This is a genomic window from Desulfitibacter alkalitolerans DSM 16504, assembly GCF_000620305.1.
Taxonomy (GTDB): Bacteria; Bacillota; DSM-16504; order Desulfitibacterales; family Desulfitibacteraceae; genus Desulfitibacter; species Desulfitibacter alkalitolerans.
Genome location: NZ_JHVU01000021.1, coordinates 131,971 through 154,237, shown reverse-complemented (window position 1 = coordinate 154,237; position 22,267 = coordinate 131,971). Strand labels below are relative to the sequence as shown.

Sequence of the window (22,267 nt, the reverse complement as noted above, 5' to 3'; positions counted from 1 at the left end):
GCCCACAAAATCTTAATAAATAATCCGCGTACCACCATCTTGGATCCAATAAGAGTAATTAAATTTCTATAGATTTCTATATTGTTATTGTTGTTTTATTTGTATTTACTTTATTTATGTTGAGAAAATTACTGTAACGAAAAAGCAAAGTAATTTTTAGCCTAAGGATGGAACGAAAATCGGGATTAAAACAAAGCGAACAGTCTGAGGGTAAAAATAATTCTTTACAAATGAAACAGCACCTGTTATATTAATCTTGTTGAGTATATGAATAAATATTCAAATACTCACATACTTAATGACGTTTTCTTGTCTATTTTACAGCTTTCATCAGAATATAAGGTAACAAGCATTATAGTTTAGAGACAAAACGAGACAAGCATGGGAGGAAATGCATTATGAAAAGAAACTGTTCTTTTGACCAAAAGTGTCTGGATGGTCATACTTGTTCCAATGACGATAGATGCTCAAGCGAACAAGTAGTTCAAACAATAAAGCAGAAAATGCCAGACGATGTATTTTTTCTGCGATTAGAAGAACTCTTTAAAGCCATGGGAAGTCAAACTCGACTAAAAATCATATATGCACTGATGGAGGCCAATGAACTATGCGTTGAACACCTGGCAGATACAGTAAACATGAGTCTTTCTGCTGTTTCTCATCAATTGAAAGGACTACGTCAGTTGCGCCTGGTCAAGACACGAAAACAAGCACAAAGTGTTTACTACTCCTTAGATGATGAACATATTGCACTGTTATTTAATACGGCCTGCACCCATTTAACAGAGGAGGATGGTTGTTAAATGAAGCAGTTTTATAAAGAACATCAACGGGATTTTCATATTGCAGCAGTTACGGCTATTCTGATATTACTTTCCATAACGAAAAAATTGCCAACAATTTTCACTATAGATACTGCATTGATTGCAGCTATTATTGGCGGTTATCCCATATACTTAGGGGCCATTCGAGCTCTATTATTACAACGAAAAACGAAGATTGGCTTACTAGTTAGCATTGCTATGATAGCTGCTATCTCCATAGGTGAGTATCTAGCTGCTGCTGAAGTGGCTTTAATTATGCTTATTGGTGAGTTATTAGAAACTTACTCTGTTAGAAAATCTGCCAAAGCCTTAGAAAACTTATTACATATTGTACCGACTGAAGCAAGAAAGGTAACCTCGATTCAAGCCTCGGCAGAAATGATTATAGCTAGAGAGGAAATAAAGATTGGAGATCTACTACTGGTGAAACCAGGAGAGCGAATTCCTGCAGATGGGAAAGTGATAGCGGGAACTACTTATGTAGATGAATCACCCCTTACTGGCGAATCGAAGTCTATTGAAAAATATATAGGTGAAACTGTATACGGTGGAAGCTTGAACCAACACCAACCCATATATGTACAGGTTGATAAAGTAGGAGAAGATTCACTAATAGGAAGAGTTTTGCAGTTAGTTAAGAAGGCGCAAGAAGAGAAAGCCCCCATTCAAAGGCTCATTGACAGAGTAGCCGGTTGGTTTGTCCCTATGAGCGTTACTATAGCAACACTAGTATTTTTATTCACCCAGGATATCGTCCGTGCTGTTACAGTCTTGATTGTTTTTTGTCCATGTGGAATGCTACTAAGCACTCCTACTGCTGTTATGACAGGTGTCGGCAGAGGAGCGCAGCTGGGAATTTTAATCAAAGGGGCACAGGCACTAGAAGCTATCAGCAAAGTTAATACTATTATATTTGATAAGACTGGCACCCTTACAATGGGAAAACCCGAAGTCGTGGATATAGCAATCATCGATCCAAACTGGAGTCGCTCTCGTCTATTGCAGTTAGCAGCTAGTCTAGAAGTTTTATCGGAACACCATATTGCAAAAGCAGTTGTAAGAGCGGCTGCTAAAGAAGGGGTAAGCTGGGATTTAGCTAGTGACTGGAAAAGCATGGTTGGCATTGGGATTGAAGGCAAGGTTAATGGCAACAAGGTCTATATAGGTAACGAAACTGTTCTTGAATATACACAAATGGAGTTTCATCAAGCCTTTTCTGAGAAGCAAAAAGAATGGAATGACAAAGGACATACTACGATTTATATTGTATATAATCAGACACTGGTTGGCATGATGGCAATTGATGATCCTATCCGTGGGAAGGCTATAGCTACCATCAGAGATTTAAAAAGAGACTTTACACAAGATATTCGAATGGCTACAGGTGACAATCAATATGTGGCACAGTCAATTGCTAAAGATGTAGAGATTGATCATGTGTATTCATCACTACTTCCCGCTCAGAAGCTAGACATTATAAAGGGCCTACAAGCCAATGGAAAAAGGGTGCTCATGGTTGGGGATGGCATTAATGATGCTCCTGCGCTTATGCAAGCAGATGTTGGCGTAGCAATGGGTAAAACAGGGACGGATGTGGCAATCGAAGCAGCAGATATTGCTCTTTTGTCAGACGCTATTGAGAAAATTCCACTAGCTTTACAATTAAGTAAACGTACGGTTGGCACTATTAAAACAAACCTATGGCTTGCTAATGGTATTAACGTATTAGCATTAATTGCAGCGGCTTATGGGTGGATTGGACCTGTTATGGCAGCTATTATTCACAACTTAGGTGCCATAATCGTTGTATTGAACTCATTGCGCCTTTATCGTTTTCATCGACAACAACATATAAACTATAATAGCATAGAACGAGAAACGGAAATTGAAAGAAATATAACCTCTCGGAAATTAAAGTAGAAAAAGGGGTTTAAACATTAAAGGTCAAGCAGCACCTAAAGTTAAAGTGCTGCTTGAATTATTAATAACTAGCGTTATCTAATTTTTTGTCCTGCTGTATCGCAATCCTAACCCGGAATTATCAACTTCTGCCCAGGATAGATCATATTGGGCTTGCTCAGGTTATTTGCTTTAATTAAAGCATCAAGTGAAACACCAAATCTTTGGGAGAGCCTCCATAAGGTATCTCCTCTTTGTACTATATACCGTTGACCAGAGGTTCCCTGAGATGGAGTCTGTGGTTTGGGATTATAGCTGCCACCACCAGAGATTATCTCCACACTAGTTCCAATAGGCACCTCGGGAAAGATTTCCTCCACATCACGGTTATACATTCTAATACAGCCTAGAGAAGCCATGGTACCTATGGATGCAGGGTTGTTGGTACCATGTATTCCATAGCCTGGCTTTGAAAGGCCCATCCAGCGGGTTCCTAAAACTGATAAATGGGGATTTACAATTTTATTGACTACTGTATAAGTTCCCGGAGGAGTTGGAGTGTTGGGTTTACCTATGGCTACAGGGTATGAGTTTATTTTTTGCTCATTTTTATAAAAATACAATCTTCTCTCCGCTAAGTTGATAAGTATTTTAACCATTCTATCACCTTCACATAATAGATTTATACATTATACGAAAGTAATAACTGAAAGGTTAAAACTACAAAACTACAAAACTACAACATTGCCTAAATATTAAACATATATAGATATAGCTTTTTCTTGTATTAAAGAAATAATGGACAATTGAATTATGTCATATCTGGTAATAAGATGGTCCCATATATTTGATAATATATCAGTGGGAGATAGTCCAATAACCTTTCAAGTTTCAATCGGGTAGTATTTAACTCAACGGAGTATATCCAGTTTTATTGATAATAGCTTGCCCCTGTTCAGATAAAATCCATTCTAATAGCAACTCAATATTAGGATTGACGCTTCCTGCTGTTACAGCGTAAAATTCGGAAGATAGTGGATACTCACCACTGCTAATTGTATTTCTGTCAGGATAAACACCATCAATTTCTAACAATCGAATATCGCCGTTTTGAATCATTTCAGTTGCAAAATACAGGAATGAATAACCTATAGCATTTTTGTAATTACGATAATTTGCTGTTTGCTCAATAATTCCCCCCATACCTGCCACAACATCTTCTTTAGGTGGTGTCATTAAATCCTTTCCCTCCATTAGACCCTGCAGTGCTGTTTGGCTGCCACTATTCTCCGGTCGTTGGAAGGCTCGAATAGACTCATTATTTCCGCCAAGCTGCTGCCAGTTAGTAATTGCCCCTGAATATATAGCTTGTATCTGTTCTCTTGAAACCCCTTCTACTTTATTTTCAGCATTGACGAAGAAGACAAAGGCTTCTCTACCTATGGGTGTAAGGGTCAGCTCTACACCTTTACGAGCTGCTTCTTCCATATGAGCCTTTGAAGGAGGACCAGCAAATATGATATCTGTTTCACCGTTTATTAATCTTTTATATGCTTCGCCAGTTTTTGAACACATAACTTCACTTCTATAAGGGTCATACTCATCCTCCGGGTATGTCGCCTGCACAAAGGCTGCATACAGTGGATATAATGCTGTTGCTCCATCAAGTCTTGGTAATTCCCCTGTGATTTTTAAAAATGCTGGCTCGGACAAAGACACTGCCCTTGTATTTTCAACAAATGGCATATATTCATATATATTAACTTCCTGGTCGCTTAAAGTAGCAATACTATCATGATATCTTTGGTTTATTTCATAACCAGCTAGTACGATGATACTTAATCCGATAAATACTATAAAGGCTTTCATTAAATGCTTTTTTTGTACCAGCTCATAAATAAGCAATATGACAAAAATGATACTTACACCTATAACAATAGCTATTAGCGGTATGTAAAACTTTTGTCCTTTTGAAAAGGCTGTAACTATTGCAAGAATAAAACCTACACCCATTAATAAAATAATGGAAAGCAAGGCTTTTATTGTTTTTTCAATTATTTCATATTTCAACATAATTTCCCTCCTGTTTAGATAAACGGGTTTCAATTTTTTTTGAGCTCTTAAAATTATGCAATTACTTATCATTTTCTTCCGATAAATAGTAAAATTTTTCATCTATGTAATCCTTATTTAAGGAACTGTACCAACGACGATTTTTGTTATCGAGAATACGATAATGTCCACTAATTACATTTTTTTGAAGCCTAAACCCTCCTTTTTCCTGCAAGTTATCCCACCAGACTTTGCCCCCCAATGTATTATTTTTAGGGCCTCCCCAGTCCTTAAGAGCAATTGTCTCCATGGTTTCAACTGGGTTTCCACCTAGAGTCATTTGTAAAATTTCACTTTCCCTAAAAATTGCACAAAGAGCAACAGCATATGCCCAACCCAGTTTGTTTCGTCCTTTTTCTATTTGAATAAGTGTTTTTTTTGATAGCCCCAAAACCAAAGCCATTTTTTCTTGCGAAAAATCATATTCTGTTCTAACTAACCTTAACTTATCTGATAAGATATCTATAATTTTTTCCTTATCCATACAAATAGATTAGCCTCCTTTGCCATAAACTCTCTTTTTATTACTAAATGCCACTTATAGTGTAATATTACACTAACAAATAAAATCTTGCAAGTTTTTTATAAGCTCTTTATGATACAATAACACTCGCGTTGCAAAAAGACATTAAAAAAGAAGCAGAGCATTCTTTGATATGCCCTGCCTTTACTAGTAACTGTGGAGGTATACTTACTTACTTCTAAAAGAATTTAGTGTCTAGATTTCTTCCCCCTTTATCTCAGGAAACTCCTCACGAATCCTTGCCTTTAACCCAGGAGAAACAGGAGCAGGCTTGTGAACTGCCAGGATATCCCTCACCATACCATGGGCACGGTCTTTTGCCTCAGGACAGCCGACCTCTTCCCAGGCTATCCTTGTTCTTCTATCAGAAACCCTGGGGAAGAAAAACTCCTTACGAACATACTTAACTGTATGGGGATCTGCCAGGAAATGTCCTGCCGGACCCACTTCCTTTATTCTAGCTACTGCCAGGGTATCTTCATTTACTTCGATACCCTGCATCACCCTGAAGATGTTGCCTATGATCTCATTGTCTATAACCATCTTTTCATAGGAAAACACCTGACACATTTCTAGTAAGCCCACGGCATCATGGATATAGTTGCACCCTGCTAGAGCTACTGTCATGGCTGTTAAGGCACTTTCATACCCTGCCTGGGAGTCGTTTGTTTTTGAGTCTGACATGCCTGCTGTTCCATACATGGGCAGCTCATAGTACTGGGCCATTTGTGCTAGCCCTGCATTTACCATGGCTGATTCTATACATCCTGCCACGTAAAAGCCCTGGCTCATGTCCATGATGCTTGAGGTTGAGCCAAATAATACTGGTGTGCCTGGATTGACTAGTTGGGCTAGTACTATTCCTGCCAGGGATTCTGCATTGTTTATGGCAATTGTTCCTGCTAATGTTACAGGTGAGGTTGCTCCATTTAAAGGCTCTGATGGTATTGCCAGGGGTAATCCTTTGCCTGCCACTTCTATTAAAAAGTCAGTGTATAGTCCATCCATTACTAAAGGGCTTACCATTAGTGTTATAAAGGATACAAAGGGACGTTCTCTTAGCTTTTGGGGGCTGCCTGCTATTGTTTCGGCTATTTTTATGGCATTTTTTAGTCCTTCCATGGTATACATGCCGCCCATGACATGCTTTGTGGTATTAGTAAGGGCCCAGTAAAAGCGGTTAACATCTGCAGCTTCGTCTGGTACGTCTGTAGGGTAGGTGTTAATAACATAGAAGGATACATTATCTAGATAGTCCACCATACGGGCAATGTCTCTCACATCATGGGTGTTGGTTTTGCGCTTTTTGCCCTTATCTAAATCCAGGGCATAGAGCACTGTGCCTCCTGTTCCAAGGTGGGTACGGTTTTTTTCCAGGTGGAGGTCATTTTTTTCTTCCTGTCCATAAAGTATGACTTTAGATGGTGCTGATTTAATGGCGGCTTCTAACATGGAGGCTGAAATTTTTACTATTTCTCCTTCTACTGCAGCTCCACCTTGTGCAAATATTTCTCGTGCTTTTTCACTTTTTACTTTTATTCCTACTTCTTCCAGGATTTCTATTGTTGCTTCATGTACTTGTGCTATTTGCTTTTGGTTTAATAAACTCAGCTGTCCTCCCTTAAGTGCTGGAAACATGGTTTTATTCTCCTCTCGTTATATAAACTTCTTAAGTTAGCGTTTTAGACTTTTTTAAATTTAAGGTATCAGCAATACGTAGCCAAGAACAAAACTAAATGAAATTACGTTTTACTTTATCTATCCCCCTGCTAAAGGGCCAATCAAGACTATTTCATCATTCTTTGTTATTAAATAGTCTTTAGATTTACATTTACCATTAACAAAAACACTGGCTACAGCAATTGGGTTAATACCCATGATGCATAGAAGTTCCCTTACAGTAGTTGGCTTTTCCAAATCAACAACTAATTCAGTGCCTATATCTTTGTATATTTGACGAAGGCTTCCTGATACAATCACTCGTATCCTAAACATGGCTGAACCCATCTTACGCCAAGATGCTTGGTGTAAACGTATTACCCACTAGGTGTAGTAAACCCAGGCGTTCTAAAGTTTCTTTAGTTGGCCTGCCTTCCCTATCCCATCCGCGTATCCTGTAATAGTCATCTAAAAGGAAATCCAGCTCTTCTTTAGTTAAGTAGTGACCTTCATTTGGGCCGTTGGGAATTGGCTCTTCGTAAAAACGGGCAGGGGGATAGTCATACTTGCGTCCGTAATCTTCCATTTCCCTTAAGTTAAAGCAGCGATTTAAGTTCCATATCTTCTCAGAAATAGTACGCAGTTCTTCCCAACTTGTTTTCCTGCCAGTCATTAAATAAAAGAATTGTTCATAGTATTCAACCTCAAAACCTAACTCCATGTACTGAAGTCTGCATATTCCTAAGAGGTCAAAGGATGGTCGAGTGTGCTGACTGTTAATTACTATTTCTGCTTTACCTTTTATAGTAGACTTGGGTAGTTTATCTGCTTTAGCACCAGCTGATATTAAATCATGGACATTAGCTGCAGAACCTGCTACATCGTGACCTAGAACCCAGGCCTTGCTGTGATGGGCTCCAATATCTGCTGTCATGTAGGCCAGCATCATACCTGGAGCATTACGACATTCATAGCCAGACCATTCCAAGCCTTTGACATGTATGGCAAATTTTTCAGAGCCTTGCCCAATTATTTCAGAGGCCCTTTTTACGCCATCAGCCAGAAGGTCACCGATGCCTTCTCTGTAGCTGATTTTATTTAGCAGGTAAACTACAGATTCCAAATCCCCAAAAGTGATTTCTCTACCTATCTCATCTTTGGATAAGATGCCCTTTTCATAACATTCTATAGCCCAGGAGACTGCTAATCCTCCAGATATGGTATCTAATCCAAGCTCATCACAAATATAGTTGGCATAGGCAACATCTTCTATAGATTTTAAATAGCAATTACCTCCCAGAAGAGCGATTGTTTCATATTCTGGACCTTCAACATAAGCTGATCCGCTCTGAGTCTTTGTAAAACCATATTTGCCGCAAGGGGTTGGACATGCGAAACACCCTTTATCAGTTATCTTAAGCTTTTCTAACACAGCTTCGCCATTTATTTCCTTGTAATGCTCACTATAGGATGTTTGAAAATTCTTAGTAGGAAATGCTCCGGCTTCATTACACCAGTCTGTTATTCCTGCAGTACCCTGGGGTGTCCATCCCAGAAAGCCAGGCTTTCTTGTTATCTCCTTGTAAGCTTCCTTGCCTTTTTTATAAAGACCTTCTATATCAAAAACAGGAATACTGCCGGTTCCCTTAATAGAAACTGCCTTAAGCAGCTTAGATCCCATAACGGCAGCAACACCTGTTCTGCCTGCCTGCCTGCCAAAATCATGGGAGATGCAGGCTATTTTAACCTTGTTTTCACCTGCCGGACCGATTGTTATGCTGTGGAAATCCTCGCCTAGTGCATCCTTGAGAAGCTTCTCGGCAACAATGGCTCCCTTGCCCCAATACTCATTGGCTGGGCGAATTTCAACCTTATCATCCTCAATGAACAGGTAGCAGGGCTCGTCTGCTATTCCTGTAATAATCAATACATCATATCCGGCATATTTTAGCGCAGGGCCAAAGTGGCCGCCCATATTGCTGTCACCAAATCCTCCTGTAGCAGGGGATTTGGTTCCGAAATGGGTTTTCCCGCTTGCAGGCAAAAAGCTGCCGTTTAAGGGACCTGTTGCAATAACAATCATATTTTCTTCTGAAAAGGGATCAATTTTTGAAGGTAATTCATCATATAAAATCTTTGATACAAAGCCTCTGCCGCCAATAAAACCATCTATTAATTCCTGGCCTAAAGGTTCCTTTGCTATTGTTTTGGTGCTTAAATTTACTCGTAAAATAGTTCCTGTATAGCCATACAGCATAGATTAGCACTCTCCTTTTCTCATGCATTTTCCATTATCAATGCATTTCTTGGGCAGGTTTCTGCACACTCACCACATGAATTGCATTTTATTGGAGCATCTAATGAATCATGGACATACATTACACCAAGGGGACATTCCTCCACACAGTTCATGCAGCTGCTGCACTGGTCTTTATCAAGAATATAAATACCATCCCTTTCATAAATGGCTCCCGTTGGACACACATCAGCACATGTACCGCACTGATTGCAGTAATGTATGGCATATGTTCCAGGTTCGGGAAACTTCCCCTCTATGCCAAGGGCTGCCTTTGCAGGATTTATTTCACGATAGTTTTCAAGAGCACAGACTACCTGGCAGGTTCGGCATCCAGAACAGTTTTCATTAATACCCTTTAATTTCATAAAAATTCTCCTTCCCTTTTGAGGCTAGTGCTTTAAACTACTGCAGGCTCGTTAATTAGTTCTCCCTTTGCAAATCGTTCAATATTAAGAATATCAACAGGCAGTGAGGTTTCCTCACCTGCAATTAACTCTGACGTTAACTTTGCAATCATGGGTGCAAGCATGAAACCCTTACCGCAGCCAAGGGATAAATAATAACCCTCCACCTCAGGAACAGAACCAATAACAGGCTGACCATCTGGCGATATGTCATAGTGACCAGCCCACTGTCTTACTACCCTGACATTTTTAAGAATGGGCAGCTGGAATACAATTTTCTGGGCCATTTCCTCTAAAAACCTCCAATCATGCTTGTAGTTTAAACCTTTAGGCTCATGGGGGTGCCCATATCCCATGATAAATCCGCCGTGGGGGACCTGCTGGCAGTAAGAGCTGTGATGAAAAGACATGACCAGTGGCTCAAATAATCGTTCCATGGGCTCGGTAATTAAGATTTGATGTCTTTCAGGCTCAATGGGGTGAGACAGACCAAGCATTTGGCCAATGAACTTTGAATAAGGGCCAGCAGCATTTATGACTATGTTAGTTTCAATTGTTCCCTTATCAGTTACTACTGCCGTTACTTTTCCCTTACTGGAGGCTCCCTTGTTAGTCGTTTTTATTGCTGTAACAGTTGTATAGGTATTAATTTCTACCCCAAGTCTTTTGGCAGCATGTGCATAAGCAAAGGTTGCTTTAAAAGGGTTGACATGACCATCCTCCTGGCAGTGAAAGGCTGCAACCATACCCTCTGTATTTAGGTACGGTACTATTTCTTTTGCTTCTTCTGGGGATAGCTTTCTTGAGGGTATTCCCAGGCTATTTTGCAATTTTAGGTTTTTTTCAAGCATTTGGGCTTGCTGCTCTTTATAAGTAATAAGTAAATAGCCGCTTTCCCTGTACTCAATATCATCCCAACCTAATTCTTGGCTTAGATTTTTGAAAATCTGAGTACTAGCCCTTGAAATAAGACAATTTATTTTTGTGCCCCATTGCTGACGAAAGCCGGCAGCACATCGCCCTGTGGAACCACTAGTAATGTATTTTTTTTCCAGGAGAACAACATTTTTAAAACCCTTTTTTGCCAGGTTGTAGGCTACGGCACAGCCTATTGTTCCTCCTCCTATTACTACTGCGTCAGCTTTTTTACGCATCAGCTTCACCACCTGCAATTGTTCCCAGCTTTATGGGTCTAATAGGAGCTCTATAGGTGGGAACATCTATTTCTTCAATATTTAAACCTTTTTTTCTGGCAATTTCCCCAGCTAGTACATGTCTGCAGGTGCTTCCCTGGCATGGTCCCATGGTGCAGCGGGTGTGCCTTTTTATTTCTTCAAAGGTTTGAACCCCTGAATCTATCAGTCTATGAACATCCTCTAAAGTAACATCCTCACATCGACAAAGATAAGTTTTACCGCTCATCTTGAACCCTCCAGTCTAAGGCCTCTGATTATCTGCACTTGATCCTTGGGAACGGCAATGGTGATAATATTGGTGTGATCAAGCTTTTTACTGCACTGCACTTTAACAACCCTTGCAGTACCTACTTCATTACCTTCGCGGTCTAAAGCAGTTACTATCTGTCCTTCTGCTGGCAGAGGTAAAAATTCATAGGGTAGTTTTATAGATGCTTCTGTATCGCTAGAAGTCTCATCTAATACAAAACATGCCAATCCAGGACAAGCACTTACGCACTGGGCACAGCCATTACACCTTTCGTAATCTATTTTTGGTATATCATTGATGTCTTCAAAGGGAATAACGGCACCAGGCTTGCAGCCTGTAAAACAAGGGTTGCATGGTATTTCCTGGAAGCATTCGAAGATGGCATAGGGTTTTGTGCGTCTTCTTTCTTCAGATGGTAAGATTGTTTCCACCATCTCCACATTAACAAGACCTGTTTTTTCAAACACTATTATCACCTCCTAAACAGCTAAGAGTTCTAACCCTTCTCTAATTTTTAATCCAGTTACACCAGCTCTTAAGCTTTTAAGATCATCCAAGCATTCTTGTCTTAATGCTTGGATGTTTTGGCTGTATCCAAGTGATTCTGCTGCAGATAGACCTGCAATCTTTCCTTCCACCATGGCACTGCTAGCCTCTTCTACACCAGATGCATCACCGGCTACGTATATTCCATGAGATGTTGTTTCCATATGCTCATCTCTAATGGGCACGTATCCACCGAGCTGGGGAATGTATTTCATTAGACAGCTGCAGTGGCGCAGCAGATCTGTTAAAGGGGAAAGGCCAACTGCCAGGCAAATAGTATCCACTGCAAGCTCTTTTTCTGTTCCTGGCACCTGCTGCCAGTTATTGTCAAGTTGACAGATGATTGCGCCTTCAACAAAATCAGTGCCAAGGGCTTCTTTAATGGTATGTGAGGTTAGAATGGGCACTCCCATTCTCCTTATTTTTGAAGCATGCACAAAGTATCCACCTACTCCTGGTGCAGCATCTATAATTGCTTCAACCCTAATTCCAGCCTGCATTAGTTGATATGATACTATTAGACCAATATTTCCTGCCCCCACCATGAGTACTTTGTTTCCCGGCACCACACCATATTGATTCATTAATGTTTGAACTGCACCAGCCCCGTAAATGCCTGGGAGATCATTATTGGGGAAGGGTATCATTTTTTCAGATGCACCTGTGGCAATAATGGTTTTTTTGCCCTTTACTTTTTTGTACCTATCCCTTTCCTCTATTGCAATTAATCCATCATCATAAATTGCGAGAACAGTAGTCTTGGTTTTTACTTCAATGTTGGTATATTTGCCAATTGCTTTTTCCAGCATGGAAGCAATATTAATCCCTCGGGTACCAGCATGTTCCTTTTCTGAACCAAAGAACCTATGAGTTTGTTTTACAAGCTGTCCTCCTGGTTTGCTTTCTCGATCCATTAAAATAACGTGTGCTCCCTGTTCTGCTGCAGCTAGTGCTGCACACATTCCAGCAGGGCCGCCGCCAATAATTGCAATTTCCGTATTTATCAACCTTTCTCACCTCCAGGAAAACTTCCCTTTTTGTCTTGCCTTTTAACAACCATGCCTTCGCTGAGTTCTTCGACACAAATTCTTACATTTGGCTCTCCGTTCACTTCCATAAGACATGATGAGCAGTTGCCTATTGCACAAAAGAAACCCCGGGGCCTATGGTCCTTTAAGCTGTGGCTAAGAATTTTAATGCCATTGGCATGCAGTGCAGCAGCTATTGGTTCTCCCTTATATCCAGTAAGCTGAGTATCTTCAAAAACAAAGGTTACTTCTTGTAAAGCTGGAAACTGCAGCACAGGATGTTCTTTAATTCTCAATTTTTAACCCTCCGATCTCTTAATTTGCTAATTTTTATATGAGCAATTTTAATGCCAAAATATACAGATTATTTTATAAAATTAATAGCTGGTGCTTTGTCTTTAAAATATAAGGAAAATTTACCTGGCTAAGGTTTAAGCTGTTAAAAATAATTAGCAAAAAATGCTTTATGCAAAGAAAATTTGCATAAAGCATTATAATAGAAAGCAAAGACAGTATGCAGTGTCAAAAAAATTAATTATATTAAATCCTGAAGCATTATAAGGACAAAAGCTATCAGAGAATGAAATGCTGGCCGCTGAAGTAATCGCTATCTCAAAATTAATCTATTCTGACTCTAGAATTAGATCGTTCTACAAAATCTTTGTACACGAATTTTAAAAATACCAAATATTTATAAAAAACAAAAATTTAGGCAGGAAAAATTTGAGTATGAGTAGAATATATTTGAGTATATGTATAATATAATGCATGATATTTTAGTATAAGCAAAAAAGGAGGCTCTCTTTTGGAAAAAAGTATTGGTCAAAAAATTAAAGATTTAAGAATAGCCAAGGAATTAACCTTAAAGGATCTTAGTGAAAAAACGAATCTTTCTATCAGTTTCTTATCGCTGGTTGAGAGAGGTTTAACAAGTATAGCAATTTCTTCCCTTCAGGTAGTAGCAGAGGCCCTTGGGGTGGAGATTACATATTTTTTTGATCCTCCCCAAAGTTCTAAAAGAAACGTAGTTCGAAGCTATGAACAAGAAGTTCTTCATGTAGACAATAACTTGATTTATTATTCACTAGATGGAGATATTGAGGATAAAGTTTTAGAAAACCTGATAATTGTTTTACTGCCACGCCAATCTGTAGAAGACAAAAATCTTTTAACTCATAAAGGTGAAGAGTTTGTTTATGTACTTGAAGGCATAGTCACAGTGTTTATAGATCAGCAGGAACATCAGCTGTATCCAGGCGATAGCTATCATATTAAATCTTCAGTACCCCACAACGTGGCTAATTTCACCAATAAAACGGCAAAGATTTTATGTATAAGCACTCCCAGCATTTTTAAATAAGAATTTGTGGAGGTCAGATATAATGCAAAGGATATATAAAAATCGCAGAAAGAAATTAATTGTTGAAGCCAGCTCTGAAGGATTAGATAAGTCCATTATTTTTAGCCCTTTAAGCATCTATTATTTTACAGGAGTTAAAATAGCGCCATATGAGCGGATGCTGGCACTTCTTATAGACAATAAAACTGGTAAAAGTTCCCTGTTTTTGCCAAGCTTGAACCAAGGAAGTGTCAAGGATCCGCTGATTGAGGAGATTAGCTATCAGGATAATGAAAATCCTATGACATATTTACTGGAAAGACTTTTAGCATCTTATACAATTGGTGTTGATATGGAGTATCTAACCTTATCCACTGCGAATGCCCTTTTTAATGATATAGAAAATGGAGAAAAAATCCATGCATTGAAGGTAAAGGATCTCAGTAATACCATTCTAAGGCTTCGTATGTGCAAAGATGAAGACGAAGTATTAAAAATAGAGCAAGCATCGGCATATGCCAAGAACATTTATGCCCATATAAAAGAAGCTATGTACATAGGTATTTCGGAAAAAGAAATTGCACTTGAAATTGTAAAAAAAATGTGGTTATCACCTGGGGTGATAAGTGATGGCATTGTGGTGCAGGTGCTCTGTGGGCATAATGCAAGTAATCCACACGGATATTCTGGGGATTACCGTGTTAGAAAAGGAGATCCTATTACCATTGATTTTGGCGTAAATTATCAGCATTATTGGTCGGATACCACAAGAACCTTTTTTATGGGAAAACCTGATCAAAAGTTTGAAGAGATCTATAATGTTGTTTTGGAAGCGCAGCTTGCTGCCATTAAAAGCATTAAACCAGGTGCATTAATTTGCGAGACAGATCTTGCAGCACGCAAGGTCATAACAAAAGCAGGCTATGGAGAGTATTTTATTCACAGGACTGGACATGGTTTAGGAATTGATATACATGAATTACCCAATGTCCATAACCAAAATACGGAATGTTTTCAGGAAGGCCAGGTAATCACAATTGAACCGGGGATATACATGCCGAATTTTGGGGGAGTAAGAATTGAAGACGATGTTGTGGTAACTAAGCAGGGATGTCAAATATTAAATCCATATCCAAAAACTTTTGAAGATATGATTCTTTAAGCTGTAATAATCAAGATTCCCAAGGAAGGAGAACAAATAATGCTGAGTACAGAATGCCTGGAACAAATTCATCAAGCGAGTTTAACAATAATTTCTGAAATAGGCATCAAGGTTGAAGATGAAGCTTTTAGAAACACCTTACAAAACTGGGGGTGTGAGGTAAAAGGGTGTCGAGTGCATTTTCCCATTCTGTTAATTGAACAAATGCTTAAAAATCTCGAAAAAGAAATCCGATTAAGTAATGGAGAAAAAGAAATCATACTAGATAAAGGAAAAACCTACTCTCATGCAACAGGTGGAATGCCAAATATTGTTGACCACAATACTGGAAACCATCGCCTTGCAGTTTCTGATGATTTGATCAAGGCAATCCACTTGATGAACGAGTTAAAGCATGTTGACTTACCATGTGCTTCTTATTATTTAGAGGACATACCCGGACAAGTTAATCAGATTAAACAGTTTGAATATATGCTGAGATATACCAATAAACCTTTTTATGGGCCGGGGGTATCCTCACCAGAAGAGGCGAAATACATAGCAGAGCTTTTTAATGTGTTTATAGAATTTCAGGGTTTAAAGGCAAAGGAAGCATATCCATGTGTTGTAGGCATTTCACCAGAAAGTCCTCTATATTACCCAAAGCAGATTACCGACACCATGAGGATTATTATTAATACAGGAATTCCCACGGTAATGTTAATAGCACCCATTGTAGGAATTTCTGCACCCATGACGATGGCGGGTGCACTGGCACAGATGAATGCATCCATGCTGGCTTTTGCCACCATGTCGTATATGATTAATCCACAGACACCTGTAATCTATGGAGCCCGTTTGTCCTTTGCCAATATGAAAAATGGTGTGTCCATTTGGGGTCTTCCTGAAGTTGGGGTAGCAAGTGCTGGTGCTGTACAACTGGCAAAAAAATATGGTTTTATTTCAGACGTTTATGGTTTTAGCTGCAGTGCTTGTGATAATGATCTGCAAAGTGGATATGAAAAGGCAATTAATGCTTTGCTGCCTGCATTGGCTGGAGCTAATCTTCTATCTGGAATGGGCAGCTTGGCCAGCTTAACATTAGGATCGTATACCCAACTGGTTGTGGATGATGAGATTTTTGCTATGATTAAAAAAGCCATAAAAGGCTTTCTAGTAAATGAGGATACTTTAGCATTAAATATTGTTGCTGACGCAGCAAGGGAAGGTAATTATTTGGCCCAGGAACATACAGTACGCCATTTGCGAAATGGTGAGGTTTTTATACCAACCCTAGGTTTTGACCGTTTATTGACCGATTGGATAAGAGATAACAAGCCGACCATTGATGAAAAAGCAAGGCAAAGGGTAGAGGATTTATTGGCAAAAACGCCCGAAGTTGAATCTCTGCCAGTAGAAATTGACCAAGAGATAAAGAATATTCTAAATGCCTCGTATAAGGAGCTTGTTTTAAAAACTTAAGCATCAAGTCCAAGGAGGTTGTCATGAAAAATTATATTATAAAACGAATATTAATAGTTTTGCCCATGCTGCTGGCTGTAATTTTCATTGTGTTTGGCATTATGGATTTGACACCTGGAGATCCAGCCCAAACAATCCTCGGACAAAGAGCGACTCCAGAGGCTGTGGAAAAGCTTAATCAGGAACTAGGACTAGACCGGCCTTTTCTAATCAGATATGGGAGTTATGTGATTAATGCCCTGCAGGGAGATTTGGGAAATTCCTATCGTACAGGCAGACCTGTTTTTGATGAAATAGTTACAAGATTTCCCACAACTATTAAATTAGCCAGCTTTGCCATTTTGCTTGGTGTGATGATTGGAGTTCCTTTGGGGATCCTGTCTGCAGTGAAACAATACAGCCTCTATGATTTTATTGGTACTGCCTCTGCAATGCTGATGGCATCAATTCCAGGTTTTTGGTTTGGTTTAATGGCTATTGTGCTTTTTGCTCTAAAACTGGGATGGCTGCCTTCAAATGGTAGTGATACCTGGCTTCACTATTTAATGCCGGCAACCACTCTGGCCATACCCGTGGCAGCGGCCATGCTGAGACTGACGCGTACCACCATGCTGGAGACTATACGCCAGGACTATGTACGAACCGCCCGGGCAAAGGGGCAGACTGAACGAGTAGTAATTTTTCAACATGCCTTAAAAAATGCCCTGCTGCCGGTTGTGACCGTTGCAGGCTTGGAATTTGGTGGTCTGCTTGGAGGTGTTGTAACCATTGAAACAATTTTTTCTATAAATGGTGTAGGCATGCTAATTATTGAATCAATCCGCATGAAGGATATTCCTCAGGTGACGGGATGTGCCATTTTCCTAGCATTTTTTTTCATGATGGTTATGTTGGTAGTAGACATTGTTTATGCTTATATTGATCCGCGAATTAGGGCTCGTTATGAATAATGTGAGGTATAAAACGATGAATAATCCTGTTGAAATTCATATGATGACAAATACAAAAAAACTTAAAAAGAAAAGCTGGTTTGGGGAAGTCTGGAAACGAATGAAAAGAAATAGGATTGCCATGTTAGGCTTGGGGATTTTTAGTATTATTGTATTTTGTACCATTTTTGCAGATCTTATTGTTCCATACAAAAATGCCTTGGAACAAAGAATTGACCTTCGCCTACTGCCTCCTTCAGCAGAACACTGGTTTGGTACAGATGCTTTTGGAAGGGATGTTTTTGCCCGTATCATTCATGGAACCAGAAACTCTTTAGTTATGGGTATTGGTGCAGTAATTGTTGGCATCTCTATTGGAGGTGTATTGGGTGCGACAGCTGGTTTTTATGGCGGTAGAATCGATACTATTATTATGCGTTTAGTGGACACCATTATGTGCATTCCTTTTATGCTTTTGGCTTTAGCAATTGTTGCTGCCTTAGGGCCAGGGCTGGTTAACGTATTAATTGCCTTAATGCTTTCTATGGTGCCTTATTATACCAGGGTAATTCGCTCTGCAATTTTAACAGTTGTGGGGCAGGATTTTATTGAAGCGGCTAGAGCTTGCGGTACACCAGATCACTATATTATCTTAAAACACATTCTTCCTAATGCCATAGGACCGGTAATCGTCCAGGCGACCATGTCGGTTGGTACCATGATAATCTGGGCAGCTGCCATGAGCTTCTTGGGAATGGGCATACAACCCCCTTATCCTGAATGGGGTGCTATGCTTTCAGAAGGTAAGGAGTATATGATGTATTCGCCACATCTTGTCTTGTTTCCTGGGATAGCTATTGCTTTGACAGCACTATCCTTAAACTTGATGGGTGATGGACTTAGAGATGCGCTGGATCCAAGACTAAAAGACTGAGGTGATATGGATGACCAATGAAAAACTCTTGGAAATTAAAGGACTTAATGTGGTATATAAAACAGAAGGCGAAACGGTCCAGGCTGTTAATCATATAGACTTTGATATTGGTGTTAAAGAAACCATTGGGCTTGTTGGTGAGACTGGTGCAGGTAAGACTACCACAGCTTTGGCAATCATGCGGCTTTTGCCTGAACGTACCGGAAAGATTACTGGAGGAGAGATCCTGTTTAAAGGGGAAAATTTACTGCAAAAATCAAAAAATGAGATACGAAAGATACGAGGTTTCTCAATTGCTATGATTTTTCAAGACCCCATGACTTCGTTGAATCCCATTATGACAGTGGGCGATCAAATAATGGAATCCATAAAAATCCACAATGATTCTAAAAAAACAAAAGCACAGATGGAGGAACGTGTAGACGAATTACTTAAGCTGGTTGGAATACAACCTAGCAGAAAGGGTGAATATCCGCACCAATTCTCTGGAGGAATGAAGCAGCGCATTGTAATTGCTATTGCTTTGGCCAGCAATCCGGAATTGATTATTGCTGATGAACCGACAACTGCACTTGATGTGACAATTCAAGCACAGGTACTAGCTCTCATGGCAGAGCTAAAAGAGAAGCTTAGCACGTCAATGATTATGATTACACATGATCTGGGTGTGGTTGCTCAAACCTGTGATAAGGTTGCTATTATGTATGCTGGAGAAATTATTGAGAAGGGCACAGTTGAAGATATATTTGAGGGAGATAAACACCATCCATATACAATTGGACTCTTTGGTTCTATCCCTGATTTGGAAGTCGAAGTGCCAAGGTTAAACCCAATTGAAGGTCTTATGCCTGACCCCACAAACTTACCAGCTGGCTGCAAATTTCATCCTAGATGTAAATCTTGGATGGATATCTGCAAAAGCGAAGCCCCTGGACTGTATACTGCAGGAGAACATGTAATTGCATGTCATCTTTATGCTAGGGAGGTGTAAACAACTTTGGAAACTTTATTAAAGACCCAGGAACTAAAAAAGTATTTCCCAGTTAAAGGTGGTTTTCTGCATGCAGTAGATGGTGTAAACCTTGAAATTAATAAGAGAAAGACGCTTGGTGTAGTTGGTGAATCGGGCTGTGGAAAATCAACATTAGGCAGGCTGGTATTGAGATTGCTTGAGCCTACCTCAGGTTCGGTATTTTTTGAAGATAAAGATATCTTAAAATATAGTCGACAGGAAATGTACAAAATCAGACGAGAAATGCAGATTATATTTCAGGATCCATTCTCAAGCTTGAATCCACGCATGTCAGTTTTTGAGTTAATTGCTGAACCAATAATTATGAATCGTGCATATAAAAACAAAAAAGCACTAGTAGAAAAGGTTACCAGTTTAATGGATATTGTTGGACTGGCAGAACGTTTTGTAAATACTTATCCACATGAGATGGATGGAGGACGCCGCCAGCGGGTGGGGGTTGCAAGGGCTTTGGCTCTGAATCCTAAGTTTATTGTCTGTGATGAGCCAGTTTCTGCTTTAGATGTATCGATTCAGGCCCAAATTCTAAATCTATTGATGGATTTGCAGGAAGAGATGGGGCTTACATATTTATTCATCACACATGACCTCTCAGTTGTAAAGCATATTTCTGACGAAATTGCTGTCATGTATCTTGGGCAGTGTGTGGAAAAAGCCAACTCAAAAGAACTGTTTAAAAACCCTATGCACCCATACACAAAAGCACTATTGGAGGCCATACCTGTACCCAAATTAACGGGCCAAAAGGGTAAAAAACTGATTCGGGGGGAAGTTTCAAATCCCATAAATCCAAAACCCGGCTGCCGTTTTGCTTCACGGTGCGATTATGTTAAACCCATATGTCAGGAAAAGGATGTTTTTTTAACGCCTCAGGTTGATGGGCATTTAGTTGCATGTATACTTTATCAGTAGTCAATCCAAGGTAAGCGTAAACTCAAAAAAAATTTTGGGAAAATGTAAGATAAAATAAGCAATTTCCCTTTATAAATAGATGAAAAAAGGATGGAAAATATTAAGAAAAAGAAACGGAGGAGTAGAAATGAAGGACAGAAAAGTGTTAATATTGTTAATTTTCATGTTAATTGCAGCACTTACAGCAGGATGCGGCGGTAATAAGCCTGGAGACGAAGCACAGCCAAGTGCCGAGGCAGAAATGGTTATTGGAATTCCCAAGGTAACCGAGAGTTTTGATTTTTACTACACACCAAACGGTTTTGAAAGTATCAGTATGTCCCAAGTCTATGATACCCTTGTTATTAAAGACAAAAACGGTGAGACTGCCCCTTCGCTAGCAGAAAGATTTGAAATTTCGCCTGATGGAAAAACCTATACATTTTTTCTGAGAGAAAATGCTTACTTCAGTGATGGAACGCAATTTACAGCTGCTGATGCCAAGTTTTCAATTGACCAGGCTATGGAATCCCCTTATACTTCCTGGGCTTATGCTGCTGTAAATAAATGTGAAATAGTGGATGAATTTACCATTGTTATTGAAATGAAAATGCCAAACGTTGGTTTCATTGAATATTTGAGCAACATTTACTATAGTGCAATGCTTAGTGAAAATGCGGTAACTTCTTTTGCTGGTGATTATGGCAAATCCGTGGATAAAATTGTCGGCACTGGACCATATATTGTAACAGACTGGAGACCAGGAGAGTATGTTGTTTACAAATCTAATCCTGATTATTTCAAGGGTGAACCAGCCATTAAAAATGTCAGACTGAAAACAATAACAGATACCAATGCTGCAATTATTGCCCTGCAAACTGGTGAAATACACGCTTACTTTAATGATATACCAGGAATTTCGCGTACTACAATATCTAACGCAGCAAATCTTAATATGGTTTCCTTTCCCTCCACAATCTTTTTTAATATTATCATGAATGTAGAAGATGGACCTTTTGCTGATCTAAAACTGCGGCAGGCTGTAGCTTATGCAGTGGACCGTCAACAAATGCTGATTGTTGGTGTTGAGGGACACGGTGCAGTTGCTGATTATCCTGGTGGACGTCAGGGAAGAACCATTGGAGACCCTATGATTAAAACCTGGTATGACGTTAATATTGAAAAAGCCATTGAATTAGTTAAAGAAGCGGGCATGGAAGGAAAGGCGGTTACTATTAAAACCTATGCTTCAGACCCTTATCCAAAGCTGGCTACTTTGCTTCAGGATGCTTTAACACGAATAGGTTTAAAAGCAGATGTTCAGTTGATGGAAAGGGGCGCATTCATCGATGAGGCTTTGACTAAAGGGCAGTATGAAATTGGTATTGTTCGTTGGGCAGCGGGCACAAAGGATATGGATGAGATTATGTTTGGCAGTCTTGCAACTGATAGTATAGGCATAGCTGGAAACTGGAGCTGGTATTCTAATCCTGCGATGGATGAGCTGTTAGTAAAAGCTGCCGGGGAAACATCCCCTGAAACTAGAAAACAGCTTTACGCTGAAGCCATAAAAATCTATACCGAAGACATACCCCAGGTACCACTATATTATCCAGATGGCAGCCGTGCTTATTCAACAAAGCTGGTTATTGAAGAAGGCAATGTGGAGTACGACAGAGTCTTTGATTATAGTTGGGCAAATTAATCATAGATACTACAGAAAAAATTAGGTTAACCTAAACTGCAGAATATTAAATCTTTTGGTTGATTATGCTGTT

At 39.5% G+C, this 22,267-nt stretch carries 22 protein-coding genes; 10 read left to right on the top strand and 12 right to left on the bottom strand.

Annotated features, from left to right (window positions below):
* Positions 1 to 398 precede the first annotated feature (398 nt).
* Complete coding sequence (locus K364_RS22520; RefSeq protein WP_051533749.1) at positions 399 to 803, top strand: ArsR/SmtB family transcription factor; 405 nt, start codon at positions 399 to 401, stop codon at positions 801 to 803.
* A complete protein-coding gene (locus K364_RS22515; protein WP_051533748.1) occupies positions 804 to 2,744 on the top strand; it encodes a heavy metal translocating P-type ATPase in 1,941 nt (646 codons plus the stop codon).
* A 107-nt stretch (positions 2,745 to 2,851) separates the two neighbouring features.
* On the opposite strand, the gene K364_RS0101995 is transcribed toward K364_RS22515, so the two are convergent.
* The 12 genes from K364_RS0101995 to K364_RS0101940 all read right to left on the bottom strand — a co-directional run bounded on the left by K364_RS0101995 (position 2,852) and on the right by K364_RS0101940 (position 13,036).
* The gene (locus K364_RS0101995) at positions 2,852 to 3,382 is read right to left on the bottom strand and encodes a L,D-transpeptidase family protein (protein WP_028306631.1); all 531 of its coding nucleotides are present in this window, start codon (positions 3,380 to 3,382) and stop codon (positions 2,852 to 2,854) included.
* A 247-nt stretch (positions 3,383 to 3,629) separates the two neighbouring features.
* Positions 3,630 to 4,796, bottom strand: coding sequence for a PstS family phosphate ABC transporter substrate-binding protein (locus K364_RS0101990; protein WP_035267555.1), 1,167 nt, complete (start codon positions 4,794 to 4,796; stop codon positions 3,630 to 3,632).
* A 61-nt stretch (positions 4,797 to 4,857) separates the two neighbouring features.
* Positions 4,858 to 5,319 carry a helix-turn-helix transcriptional regulator gene (locus K364_RS0101985; protein ID WP_028306629.1) on the bottom strand — a complete coding sequence of 154 codons (462 nt, stop codon included), beginning with the start codon at positions 5,317 to 5,319 and terminating at the stop codon, positions 4,858 to 4,860.
* A gap of 234 nt (positions 5,320 to 5,553) precedes the next feature.
* A complete protein-coding gene (locus K364_RS0101980) occupies positions 5,554 to 6,996 on the bottom strand; it encodes a trimethylamine methyltransferase family protein (RefSeq protein ID WP_028306628.1) in 1,443 nt (480 codons plus the stop codon).
* Positions 6,997 to 7,116: 120 nt separating this feature from the next.
* A complete protein-coding gene (locus K364_RS0101975; RefSeq protein WP_035267551.1) occupies positions 7,117 to 7,353 on the bottom strand; it encodes a MoaD/ThiS family protein in 237 nt (78 codons plus the stop codon).
* A 13-nt stretch (positions 7,354 to 7,366) separates the two neighbouring features.
* Complete coding sequence (locus K364_RS0101970; RefSeq protein ID WP_242841632.1) at positions 7,367 to 9,274, bottom strand: aldehyde ferredoxin oxidoreductase family protein; 1,908 nt, start codon at positions 9,272 to 9,274, stop codon at positions 7,367 to 7,369.
* 20 nt (positions 9,275 to 9,294) lie between these two features.
* Positions 9,295 to 9,681, bottom strand: coding sequence for a 4Fe-4S binding protein (locus K364_RS0101965; RefSeq protein ID WP_028306625.1), 387 nt, complete (start codon positions 9,679 to 9,681; stop codon positions 9,295 to 9,297).
* A 32-nt stretch (positions 9,682 to 9,713) separates the two neighbouring features.
* Positions 9,714 to 10,874 (bottom strand): NAD(P)/FAD-dependent oxidoreductase, encoded by a 1,161-nt coding sequence (locus tag K364_RS0101960; RefSeq protein ID WP_028306624.1) that lies wholly within the window; start codon positions 10,872 to 10,874, stop codon positions 9,714 to 9,716.
* Positions 10,867 to 11,142 carry a (2Fe-2S)-binding protein gene (locus K364_RS0101955; RefSeq protein ID WP_028306623.1) on the bottom strand — a complete coding sequence of 92 codons (276 nt, stop codon included), beginning with the start codon at positions 11,140 to 11,142 and terminating at the stop codon, positions 10,867 to 10,869. Before K364_RS0101955 ends, K364_RS0101960 begins: the two co-directional genes overlap by 8 nt.
* On the bottom strand, positions 11,139 to 11,633 hold the full coding sequence (locus tag K364_RS0101950; RefSeq protein ID WP_028306622.1) for a 4Fe-4S binding protein: 495 nt from the start codon (positions 11,631 to 11,633) through the stop codon (positions 11,139 to 11,141). The genes K364_RS0101955 and K364_RS0101950 overlap by 4 nt, the downstream gene beginning before the upstream one ends.
* Before the next feature lie 12 nt (positions 11,634 to 11,645).
* Positions 11,646 to 12,719, bottom strand: coding sequence for an NAD(P)/FAD-dependent oxidoreductase (locus K364_RS0101945; protein WP_028306621.1), 1,074 nt, complete (start codon positions 12,717 to 12,719; stop codon positions 11,646 to 11,648).
* Entirely contained in the window at positions 12,716 to 13,036 is a 321-nt protein-coding gene (locus tag K364_RS0101940) for a (2Fe-2S)-binding protein (RefSeq protein WP_028306620.1), read from the bottom strand. Before K364_RS0101940 ends, K364_RS0101945 begins: the two co-directional genes overlap by 4 nt.
* A gap of 509 nt (positions 13,037 to 13,545) precedes the next feature.
* Between K364_RS0101940 and K364_RS0101935 the strand changes: the two genes are divergently transcribed.
* From K364_RS0101935 to K364_RS0101900, 8 genes are all read left to right on the top strand, one after another.
* Positions 13,546 to 14,100, top strand: coding sequence for a helix-turn-helix domain-containing protein (locus K364_RS0101935; RefSeq protein WP_028306619.1), 555 nt, complete (start codon positions 13,546 to 13,548; stop codon positions 14,098 to 14,100).
* Positions 14,101 to 14,122: 22 nt separating this feature from the next.
* Positions 14,123 to 15,241 (top strand): M24 family metallopeptidase, encoded by a 1,119-nt coding sequence (locus tag K364_RS0101930; protein ID WP_028306618.1) that lies wholly within the window; start codon positions 14,123 to 14,125, stop codon positions 15,239 to 15,241.
* Positions 15,242 to 15,280: 39 nt separating this feature from the next.
* Positions 15,281 to 16,702, top strand: coding sequence for a trimethylamine methyltransferase family protein (locus K364_RS0101925; protein WP_028306617.1), 1,422 nt, complete (start codon positions 15,281 to 15,283; stop codon positions 16,700 to 16,702).
* A 23-nt stretch (positions 16,703 to 16,725) separates the two neighbouring features.
* The gene (locus K364_RS0101920) at positions 16,726 to 17,652 is read left to right on the top strand and encodes an ABC transporter permease (protein WP_028306616.1); all 927 of its coding nucleotides are present in this window, start codon (positions 16,726 to 16,728) and stop codon (positions 17,650 to 17,652) included.
* Between the two features lie 16 nt (positions 17,653 to 17,668).
* The gene (locus K364_RS0101915; RefSeq protein WP_242841631.1) at positions 17,669 to 18,565 is read left to right on the top strand and encodes an ABC transporter permease; all 897 of its coding nucleotides are present in this window, start codon (positions 17,669 to 17,671) and stop codon (positions 18,563 to 18,565) included.
* 10 nt (positions 18,566 to 18,575) lie between these two features.
* A complete protein-coding gene (locus K364_RS0101910; protein ID WP_028306614.1) occupies positions 18,576 to 19,556 on the top strand; it encodes an ABC transporter ATP-binding protein in 981 nt (326 codons plus the stop codon).
* A gap of 6 nt (positions 19,557 to 19,562) precedes the next feature.
* Positions 19,563 to 20,510 carry an ABC transporter ATP-binding protein gene (locus tag K364_RS0101905; protein ID WP_028306613.1) on the top strand — a complete coding sequence of 316 codons (948 nt, stop codon included), beginning with the start codon at positions 19,563 to 19,565 and terminating at the stop codon, positions 20,508 to 20,510.
* A gap of 127 nt (positions 20,511 to 20,637) precedes the next feature.
* Entirely contained in the window at positions 20,638 to 22,194 is a 1,557-nt protein-coding gene (locus K364_RS0101900; RefSeq protein WP_028306612.1) for an ABC transporter substrate-binding protein, read from the top strand.
* Positions 22,195 to 22,267 lie beyond the last annotated feature (73 nt).